At 70.9% G+C, this 11,252-nt stretch carries 1 protein-coding gene; it reads left to right on the top strand.

From position 1 onward, the window contains the following. Nucleotides 1-5 precede the first annotated feature (5 nt). Nucleotides 6-11,189, top strand: a complete 11,184-nt coding sequence (locus OHS57_RS06200) for a type I polyketide synthase (protein WP_328581296.1) — start codon at nt 6-8, stop codon at nt 11,187-11,189. Nucleotides 11,190-11,252: the final 63 nt, after the last annotated feature.

The following is an 11,252-nucleotide window of genomic DNA, read 5'->3' as shown; positions in this document are numbered from 1 at the left end:
GTTCGATGGCAAACGAAGACAAGCTCCGGGACTACCTGAAGCGCGTCACGGCCGACCTTCATCAAACTCGCCAGGAGCTGCGAGAGATGGAGGGCAAGGAGCACGAGCCGATCGCGATCGTCGGAATGAGCTGCCGCTATCCGGGTGGCATCTCGTCGCCCGAGGAACTGTGGCGGCTGGTCTCCGAAGGCGGCGACGCCATCTCCGAATTCCCCACCGACCGCGGCTGGGGGGAAGAGCTGTACCACCCGGACCCGGACCATCCGGAGACCTCGTACACACGGCAGGGCGGATTCCTTTACGACGCGGGGGACTTCGACGCCGGGTTCTTCTCCATATCCCCGCGCGAGGCAATCGCGACCGACCCGCAGCAGCGGCTGTTCCTGGAGGCCTCCTGGGAGGCCCTGGAGCGAGCGGGTATCGATCCCACCTCGATGCGCGGCAGCCGCACGGGAGTGTTCGTCGGCGCGATGTACCACGACTACTTCCGCAGCGAGGCGCTCGGCAGTGTCATTTCGGGGCGTGTGTCGTACGCGCTTGATCTGGAGGGCCCCGCCGTCTCGATCGACACGGCATGCTCGTCCTCGCTGGTGGCGCTCCACCTCGCGGTGCACGCGCTGCGCCGGGGTGAGTGCTCGATGGCGCTGGCCGGTGGTGTGACGGTGATGGCGACCCCCGGGACCTTCATCGAGTTCTCCCGGCAACGCGGGCTGTCCGCCGACGGCCGCTGCAAGTCCTTCGCCGGTGCGGCGGACGGCACCGGCTGGAGCGAGGGCGTCGGTGTGCTGCTGGTCGAAAGGCTGTCGGACGCCCGGCGCAACGGCCACCACGTCCTGGCCGTCGTCCGCGGCAGCGCGGTCAACCAGGACGGCGCCAGCAACGGCCTCTCCGCGCCGAACGGCCCCTCCCAGATCAGAGTGATCAGGGAAGCCCTCACCAACGCGGGACTGTCGGCCTCGCAGATCGACACGGTGGAGGCACACGGCACAGGTACGGTGCTGGGCGATCCGATCGAGGCGCAGGCGCTGTTGGCGACGTACGGGCAGGACCGGCCGGACAACCGGCCGCTGTGGCTCGGCTCCTTGAAGTCCAACATCGGCCACACCCAGGCCGCCGCAGGTGTCGGTGGCGTCATCAAAATGGTGATGGCGATGCGGAACGGCGTCATGCCGAAGACGCTGCACGTGGACGAGCCCTCGCCGCACGTAGATTGGTCGACGGGCGAGGTCGAACTGCTCACCGAGCCCCGGCCCTGGGAACACGACGAGGCGCCCCGACGCGCTGCGGTCTCCGCCTTCGGCTTCAGCGGAACGAACGCTCATCTGATCCTGGAGGAAGCGCCGGCCGAAGAGTCACTGTCGGACGACCCCGAGAGGTCGGCTCTCCCGTCGGTGCCGCTGGTGCCGTGGATGATGTCGGCGCGGAACCCGGAGTCGCTGGCCGTCCAGGCTGCTCGTCTGCGGGAGTGGGTGATGGATGCTCCGGAGGCTGATGTCGCTGCGGTGGGCCGGGCGCTTGCCACGGGGCGCGCGCTGCTTGATGAGCGGGCGGTCGTGGTCGGTGAGGACCGGGAGGAGCTGCTGGCGGGTCTGGAGGCCCTGGCGTCCGGGGCGCCGGCTGCGGGTGTCGTGAGCGGCAGTGGTACGGGCGGGAAGCTCGCGCTGCTGTTCGCCGGGCAGGGCAGTCAGCGGCTGGGCATGGGCCGCGAACTGGCCTCCTCGTTCCCGGTGTTCGCTGCCGCCTGGGATGAGGTCTGTGGGGTTCTGGATCCGCTGCTGGCGCACCCGGTACGGGACGTCGTCCACGCGGAGCCGGGTTCGGAGCTGGCCGGGCTGCTGGACGAGACCGGCATGACGCAGCCGGCGTTGTTCGCCTTCGAGGTGGCGCTATACCGGCTCCTCAGTTCGTACGGCATCACAGCGGACGTACTGGCCGGGCACTCCATCGGCGAGCTGGCAGCCGCGTATGTCGCGGGGGTGTTCTCTCTGGAGGACGCGTGCCAGCTGGTCGCGGCGCGTGCCCGGCTGATGCAGGCGCTGCCCACCGGCGGTGCGATGCTCGCCGTCGCCGCCCCCGAGGCTGAGGTGCTGGCGCTGCTGGCAGGCCGCGAGCACGAGGCGAGCATCGCGGCCGTCAACGGACCTGCCGCCGTCGTCATCTCCGGTGCGGAGTCCGCCGTTGAGGAGATCGGGCAGCTGCTGGCCGATCGGGAGGTTCGGACGCGCAGGCTGCGGGTCTCGCACGCCTTCCACTCGCCGCTGATGGACCCGATGCTGGACGACTTCAGGCAGGTCGCCCAGAGCCTCGACTACCACGAGCCCGCGATCCCGATCGTCTCCAACCTGACCGGACAGCTCGCCGAAAGCGGCCAACTCACCACCCCCGACTACTGGGTACGGCACGTCCGTGAGGCGGTCCGATTCGCGGACGGCGTCACCGCAGCCCACACAGCAGGCGCCACCCTCTTCGTCGAGGTCGGCCCTGACGGTGTCCTGACCGGCCTTGCCGACACCGACGTCATCCCGACCGTCCGCAAGAACCGCGACGAGACACGCTCCGTACTCGAAGCCCTCGCCACCCTCCACACCCGTGGCGTCCGCATCGACTGGACGACGCACTTCGCGCGGACCCCCTCCTCCTACGTCGACCTGCCCACGTACGCCTTCCAGCACCAGCGTTTCTGGCACCGGCCCGAGACGGTCGAGGCTGTGCCGGCGGCGCAGTTCGCCGACCCGGGGGACGCCAAGTTCTGGGCGGCCGTTGAGCGTGAGGACCTGGCCGGTCTCGCCGACACCCTGGACATCGAGGACGGCTCTCCGCTGGCCGCCGTCCTGCCGAAGCTGTCGTCGTGGCGTCGGCGTCGGCAGGACCGGGCGGTGCTCGACTCCTGGCGTTACCGGATCACCTGGCAGCCGCTGACCGCCGTGGGCACCACTGCGCCCGCCCTGTCCGGTACTTGGTGGGTCGCGGTCCCTGCTGCCCAGGGCGCCGATGACGCGGCGACCTCGGTCGTCGATGCCCTCGAACGGCATGGCGCCCGCACCCGAGTGATCGAACTGGCCGAAGACCCTGATCGCAAGCGCCTCGCCGACCTGCTACGGGAACTGGCCGCGGACGGGGCGCCGACCGGTGTGCTGTCCCTGTCGGCGGGTGTGTCCGATGCGGGTCCGGTGGCTGCCGCCGGACAGCTACTCACGCTGATGCAGACCTTGGGCGACGCGGACGTTGACGCACCGCTCTGGATCGCCACGTCCGGTGCCGAGAGCGTCAGCCGGATCGATCCTCTTCGGCACCCCGAGCAGGCCGCCGTGTGGGGGCTCGGGCGGGTCTTCGGCCTTGAGCACAGCGCGCGTTGGGGCGGTCTCGTCGATCTGCCCGAAGCGCTCGACACGCGCGCCCTGACCCGGCTCGTCGCCGTGCTCGCGGGTACCGGGGACGTCGCAGGCGAGGACCAGCTCGCCGTCCGGGCGTCAGCCGTGTTCGCCCGCCGATTGACGCGCGCGCCCCGAACGCCCCGTACGCCGTCGGATTCGGCGGCGAAGTGGCAGGCGCGGGGGACCGTCCTTGTCACCGGTGGCACCGGCGGCCTGGGCGCGCAGGTGGCGCGCCGGCTGGCGGGCGACGGGGCCGAACATCTCGTACTCACCAGTCGGCGCGGCGCGAACGCGCCGGGCGCCACGGAACTCGTCGCCGAACTGGAAGAGTTGGGCGCACGCGTGACCGTGGCCGCATGTGACGTCGCCGACCGCGACGCGCTCACCGAACTCGTACGCGGTGTCGAGGCCGCCGGTGACACGATCAGGTCGGTCTTCCACACCGCAGGTGTCGCACATATTCAGCCGCTGGCCGATCTGGACCGGCGGGAACTCGTCGAAGCCACTCGGGCCAAGACAGTCGGGGCCGCCAACCTGCACCAGCTGTTCGCCGAGGACGCGCGCGACACCCTCGACGCCTTCGTGCTGTTCTCGTCAGGGGCGGGAGCCTGGGGCGGCGGCCACAACGGGGCGTACGCCGCAGGCAACGCCTTCCTCGACGCGCTCGCGGCTCACCGCCGGGGCCGTGGACTGACCGCGACGGCAATCGCGTGGGGCTTCTGGCACTCGGCGGGCGGTGGCATGACCACCCTGCTCAACGAGGACGACGCCAACCGCGGCGGCTTGCCGTTCATGGACCCGCAGTTGGCCCTGGACGGTCTGCGACAGGCACTGGACGACGACGAGACCAACCTCGTGATCGCGGACATCGACTGGGCGCGGTTCGCCCCGCTGTTCACCGCCGCGCGGCGCCGTCCGCTCCTGAAGGGCGTACCCGAAGCGCTTCAAGCCTTCGAACCCGACGCCGAGTTGATACCCGAGGGGACGGGGACGGCCTCGCCGCTGCGCGAGCGACTGCTGCGGCTCAACCCGGCGGACCAAGAGCGTCTTCTGGTGGACCAGGTCCGCGAACAGGTCGCACTGGTGCTCGGCCACGCCGACCCGGCGGACGTCGAGGCGGACCGGGCCTTCCGGGACCTCGGCTTCGACTCCGTCACGGCCGTGGAACTGCGCGGCAGGCTCAATGCCGCCACTGGGGTGCGGCTGCCGTCGACCGTTGTCTTCGACTACCCGAGCGTGACGGCTCTCGCCCGACTGGTCCGTACCGAACTCCTGGGCGAGGAGACGTCTGCCGACCAGGCCGCCGTCCGCTCGCGCGGCACGGACACCGGCGACGACGATCCCGTCGTGATCGTCGGAATGAGCTGCCGCATGCCCGGCGGTGTGAACAGCCCTGACGACCTCTGGCGCCTCGTCGCCGACGGCAGGGACGCGATCGCCGCGCTCCCGGAGAACCGGGGCTGGGACACCGAAGGCCTGTACGACCCGGACCCTGAGCGCCCCGACACCTCGTATGTCCGCGAAGGCGGATTCGTGGACGGGGCAGGGGGGTTCGACCCCGAGTTCTTCGGGATCAGCCCGCGCGAGGCCCTTGCCATGGACCCGCAGCAGCGGCTGTTGCTCGAAGCTTCGTGGGAGGCGATCGAGAGCGGCCGGATCGCCCCGCACTCCCTGCGCGGCAGCCGGACCGGTGTGTTCGCCGGGGCGGCCTACGAGGAGTACGGACGCGACTCGGACCAGGTTCCGCCGGAGTCCGTGGGACACCTTGTCACGGGCACCCTGAGCAGCATCGTGTCCGGCCGGGTCGCGTACGCACTGGGCCTCGAAGGGCCCGCGGTGACGGTGGACACGGCGTGCTCGTCGTCGCTGGTCGCGCTGCACCTCGCGGTGCAGGCGCTGCGTAACGGCGACTGCGATCTGGCCCTGGCCGGTGGCGTCACCGTCATGTCCTCCCCGATCGGATTCATCGGCTTCAGCCGCCAAGGCGCTCTCTCACGCGACGGCCGGTGCAAGTCCTTCGCCGACGCCGCCGACGGTTTCGGGCTGTCCGAGGGCGTGGGCATGCTGCTCGTGGAGCGGCTGTCGGACGCCCGGCGGAACGGTCATCCGGTGCTGGCGGTGGTGCGCGGGTCGGCGATCAACCAGGACGGTGCGAGCAACGGCCTGACAGCCCCGAACGGTCCGTCGCAGCAGCGCGTCATCCGGCAGGCGCTGGCCAATGCCGGACTGACGACAGCAGACGTCGATGTCGTGGAGGCGCATGGGACCGGTACGACGCTGGGTGACCCGATCGAGGCGCAGGCGCTGATCGCGACGTACGGGCAGGGACGGTCGGAGGACCGACCGCTGTGGCTGGGCTCGCTGAAGTCCAACATCGGCCACACCCAGTCGGCCGCCGGCGTGGCCGGCGTCATCAAGATGGTGATGGCCCTGCGGAACGGTGTGCTGCCGCAGACGCTGCATGTGGACGCGCCGTCGCCGCACGTGGACTGGACGGCCGGTGCGGTCGAACTCCTCACCGAGGCACAGCCGTGGCAGGAGACGGGGCGCGAACGCCGTGCTGCCGTCTCGTCGTTCGGAATCAGCGGTACGAACGCGCATGTGGTGTTGGAGGAGGCTCCTGGGGTGGTTCCGGTGGAGCCGGCGGGTGTGGATGTGGTTGCTGGTGGTGTGGTGCCGTGGGTGTTGTCCGCGCGGAGTGCTGGTGGGTTGCGGGGGCAGGCGGGGCGGTTGGGCGAGTTGGTGGGCGCGGGGTCGGTAGCTGATGTGGGCTATTCGTTGGTGGTGTCGCGTGGGGTGTTTGAGCATCGCGCGGTGGTTGTGGGCGGTGGGGGTGCGGAGTTGGCTGATGGTGTGGGAGCGCTGGCTGAGGGTGTGCCGTTCCCTGGTGTGGTGGAGGGGGTGGCCGGTTCGGCTGGGCGTGTGGTGTTCGTGTTCCCTGGTCAGGGGTCGCAGTGGGTGGGTATGGCGGTGGAGTTGTTGGACTCCAATGAGGTGTTTGCGGCGCGGTTGAGTGAGTGTGAGCGGGCGCTGGGGTTGTACGTGGATTGGTCGTTGACCGGGGTGTTGCGTGGTGAGGTAGGGGCGCCGGGGTTGGACCGGGTGGATGTGGTGCAGCCGGTGTTGTGGGCGGTGATGGTGTCGCTGGCCGCGGTGTGGGCTTCGGTGGGTGTGGTGCCGGACGCGGTGGTGGGTCATTCCCAGGGCGAGATCGCTGCCGCTGTTGTGGCGGGTGGGTTGTCGTTGGAGGACGGTGCGCGGGTGGTGGCCCTGCGCAGTCGGGCGCTGGTCGGACTGTCAGGGCGTGGGGGCATGGTGTCGGTCCCGCTTCCGGCGGACGCCGTGGAGGAGCGCCTTCGCGAACTGGGCGGAGGGGTTTGCGTAGCGGCCGTGAACGGTCCGTCGTCGACGGTGGTCTCCGGTGACGCCGGGCTGCTGGACACGCTGGTCGCCGGGTACGAAGCGGCAGGGGTACGGGCACGTCGTATCGAGGTCGATTACGCGTCCCACTCGGCCCATGTGGAATCGATCGAAGCGGAGCTGCTGGACGTACTCGGTTCGATCACGCCGCGCAGCGGTGACGTGCCGTTCTTCTCGACAGTGACATCCGACTGGTTCGACACGACGGGGCTGGATGCCGGCTACTGGTACCGGAACCTGCGGGGGACCGTGCGGCTGGAGCCTTCGATCCGTTCGTTGTTGGGCGCGGGCCATGGCGTGTTTGTGGAGGTGAGCGCGCATCCGGTGCTGTTGACGGCCGTTCAGGCGACGGCGGAGGACGCGGGCAGCGAGGTGGTGGCGGTCGGCACGCTCCGCCGCGACGAGGGCGGCATGGCCCGGTTCCTGACCTCCGCTGCGGAGTTGTGGGTGCGGGGCGGGGACGTCGACTGGGCAGCGTTCTTCGCCCAGGCCGGGCAGCCCGGTCCCGGTGTCGTGGACCTGCCGACCTACGCCTTCCAGCACCAGCACTACTGGCTGGAGAGTTCAGGACAGCGCGCCGGTGATGTCGCTGCGGCCGGCCTCGGTTCGGTGGGTCACCCCTTGCTCGGTGCGACGGTTGCGCTCGCCGACAGTGAAGGCGCGCTCCTCACCGGGCGGTTGTCGCTCAGGTCGCATCCGTGGCTGGCGGACCACACGGTCAACGGAAGCGTTCTGTTGCCAGGTACGGGTTTTGTGGAACTGGCGATCCGGGCCGGTGACGAGGTCGGCTGTGACCTCGTGGAGGAGTTGACACTCCAGGCGCCGCTCATAGTTCCCGAACGGGGCGCGGTGCAGCTTCAGCTGGCTGTCGGCGCCCCGGAGAGTGACGGGCGCAGGGCACTTGCTGTCCACGGCCGGTCCGCCGGTGCCGCAGCGGACGAACCCTGGACCTGCCACGCCACCGGCTTCCTCACCACCGACACCGCCCCCCAGCCGTTGCCGGAAGGACCGGTCTGGCCCCCCGAGGGGGCGGAGTCGGTCGACACGACAGGTTTCTACGCCTGGCTCGACGAGGCAGGTCTGAACTACGGGCCGGTCTTCCGCGGTCTGAAGGCCGTATGGCGCAGGGGCCAGGAGCTGTTCGCCGAGGTCGCGCTGCCGGAAGACGTACGAGGAGACGCGGGCGCGGCGTTCGGACTGCACCCCGCGCTGCTGGACTCCGCCCTGCACGCCGTCGCCCTGGGCGGTGTCACCGAGGACGGCTCGTCCGGGCCGCTGCTGCCCTTCGCCTGGTCCGGCGTACGCCTCTACGCGACGGGCGCCACCGCCCTGCGGGTCCGGCTCACGCCCGGAGAGGCCGGCCGGGTGGCACTCACGGTCTCCGACCCGGCCGGTGCGCCGGTCGCCCGCGTCGACTCCCTGGTGATGCGTCCGGTGCCGGCCGAGCTGCCCTCGGCCGGCGCGCAGGTCCGTAACGACTCCCTCTTCACCGTCGAGTGGACCGCCGTGCCGGTCGACGGAGCCGAGGAGCAGCCGGGCACGACGCGGTGGGCGGTCATCGACGACAACCACATCGCCGCCGCGGCGGAACTGGCACGCGCCGGCATCAGCGCCGAGGGCCACGACAGCCTTGACGCTCTTGTCGCCTCGGCCACGGTCCCGGACCGGTTGGTCGTCACCTGGGGACGGGCGACACCTCAGGGCTCGGGCGGTGTCGGCGGCCTGGCCGAGGAGGTCCACGAGACGACGTCCCGCGTGCTGGCATTCCTCCAGGCGTGGCTCGCCGAGGAACGCTTCGCGTCCACATCACTGGTCGTCATCACCCACGGGGCCGTCGCGGCCGCCGGCGACGAGCGAGTAGCCGATCTGGCGCACGCGGCGGCCTGGGGCCTGATCCGGTCCGCGCAGTCGGAGAACCCGGAGCGGATCGTCCTGCTCGACATCGACGCGAACGACGCCTCGTACCGGATCCTGCCCGCTGCGCTCGCGCGCGGTGAGGACCAACTCGCCCTCCGCGAAGGGGCGATGTACACACCGCGGCTCGCCAGGGCCGGTGCGGTCCCCGGCAGTTCGCTGGTACCGCCCGCCGGAGCCCCGAACTGGCGGCTCGACGTGACCAGTCGCGGCACGGTCGACAACCTGGCCCTCCTCGCCCAGGGCATCGCGCCGCTCGGTCCCGGTGAGGTGCGGGTCGCGCTGCACGCCATGGGCCTGAACTTCCGCGATGTGCTGATCGCCCTGGACATGTACCCCGGCGACGCGCCAATGGGCGGCGAGGGCGCGGGAGTTGTCGTCGAGGTCGCTGACGACGTGACCGAGCTGGCGCCGGGGGACCGGGTGATGGGCATCCTGGAAGGCGGCTTCGCGCGGCACGTGGTCACGGACCGGCGCATGCTCGTCCGTATCCCCGAAGGCTGGTCCTTCCCGCAGGCCGCTTCGGTGCCGGTCGCCTTCACCACCGCGTACCACGCCCTGGTCGACCTCGCCGGGCTCACCGCCGGTGAGTCCCTGCTGGTGCACGCGGCCGCCGGCGGAGTCGGCATGGCCGCAGTGCAGCTCGCCCGCCACCTGGGGGCCGAGGTCTACGGGACGGCCAGTCCGGCCAAGTGGGACGCGCTGTACGGCCTGGGGCTGTCCGGTGAACGGGTCGCCTCCTCCCGCACGCTGGAGTTCGAGGAGACGTTCAAGGCCGCGACCGGCGGCCGGGGCATGGACGTCGTACTCAACTCCCTGGCGGGCGAGTTCGTCGACGCCTCGTTGCGACTGCTGCCGCGCGGCGGCCGGTTCGTCGAGATGGGCAAGACGGACGTGCGCGGCGAGGAGGAGCTGGCCACGGCCCACCCGGGCGTCGACTACGGCGCGTTCGACCTCACCGCGCTCGACGCCGCACGCGTGGGGCAGATCCTCACCGAGATCGTCGCCCTCTTCGAGCAGGGCTCGTTGCGGCCGATGCCCGTCCGCAGCTGGGACGTCCGCCGTGCGCCCGAGGCGTTCCGGTACGTCGCCCAGGCCCAGCACATCGGCAAGGTCGTCCTGACCGCGCCGCCCGCACTCGACCCGGACGGCACCGTGCTCGTCACCGGAGGCACCGGAGCGCTCGGCGCGCTCGCGGCGCGCCACCTCGTCACCCGGTACGGCGTACGGCACCTGGTTCTGGCCGGCCGGCGCGGCATCGCCGCCACCGGCGCGGTGGAACTGGAGCGGGAGCTGACGGCGCTGGGAGCCTTCGTACGGATCGCCGCCTGCGACGCGGCCGACCGTGACGCGCTGGCCGCGCTGCTCGCGGAACTGCCCGCTGAACACCCGCTCACCGGCGTCGTCCACACCGCCGGCGTCCTCGACGACGGGGTCGTCGGATCGCTGAATCCGGAGCGCCTGGCCGCGGTACTGCGGCCGAAGGTCGACGCGGCGGTCAACCTGCACGAGCTCACCGCGCATCTCGACCTCGCGGAGTTCGTCCTCTACTCGGGCGCCGCCGGGGTGTTCGGCAACGCGGGGCAGGGCAACTACGCCGCCGCCAACACGTTCCTTGACGCCCTCGCCCGGCACCGCCGCTCCGAAGGGCTGCCGGCCACCTCCCTCGCCTGGGGCCTGTGGTCGCAGCTCGACGGCAGCGGAATGACGGGCCATCTGGACGAGGCCGATCTGAGCAGGCTCGCCCGCTCCGGAATGCTGGCGCTCACTCCCGAGCAGGGACTCGAACTCCTCGACCAGGCGATGGAATTGGACGAGCCGGCGCTCGTCCCGATGCGGGTCGACCTGACGGCGCTGCGCGCGGGCGCCGCCAAGGGCTTCGGGCATCCGCTCTTCCGCGGACTGGTGCGGATACCGACCCGCCGGGTGCTGGAGGCGGACGCGCGCCAGGACGAGTCGCTCACCGAGCGGCTCGCCTCGCTGCCCGAAGCCGAACGGCTGCCCGCGATCGTGGAGTTGGTACGGGGCCACGTGTCCGCCGTGCTCGGGTTCGCCGGAGCGGGGGCCGTCGATCCCGGACGCGCCTTCAACGAGATCGGCTTCGACTCGCTCACCGCGGTCGAGTTCCGCAACCGGCTCAAGGCCGCCACCGGGCTGAAACTGCCCGCGACCCTCGTCTTCGACTACCCCACACCGACCGTGCTCGCCGGGCATCTCCTCACGGAGATCGCACCGCCCGCCCACAGCGCTGGACTGCTGGTGCTGGCCGAACTCGACAAGATCGAGGCCACACTCGCCTCCGCCGCAGCCGACTGCGAGAGCCCGCAGGACATCACGGCCCGGCTCGAACTCCTTTTGGCCGCCTGGAAGGAGAAGCAGCCGGGCTCCGATCTGGCCGGTGAGGACATGGGCGACCGGCTCGAGTCGGCGACCGCGGACGAAGTCCTCAGCTTCATTGACAACGAGCTCGGGCTCGCCTGAGCGAGCGACAGCTAGGAAGGCAGAAGCAGATGGCGAGTGAAGCGCAGCTGGTCGACTACCTGA

It is taken from the genome of Streptomyces sp. NBC_00370 (genome assembly GCF_036084755.1).
Taxonomy (GTDB): domain Bacteria; phylum Actinomycetota; class Actinomycetes; order Streptomycetales; family Streptomycetaceae; genus Streptomyces.
The sequence above is the reverse complement of the archived record's forward strand: the minus strand, read 5'-3'. Positions and strand labels throughout refer to the sequence as shown.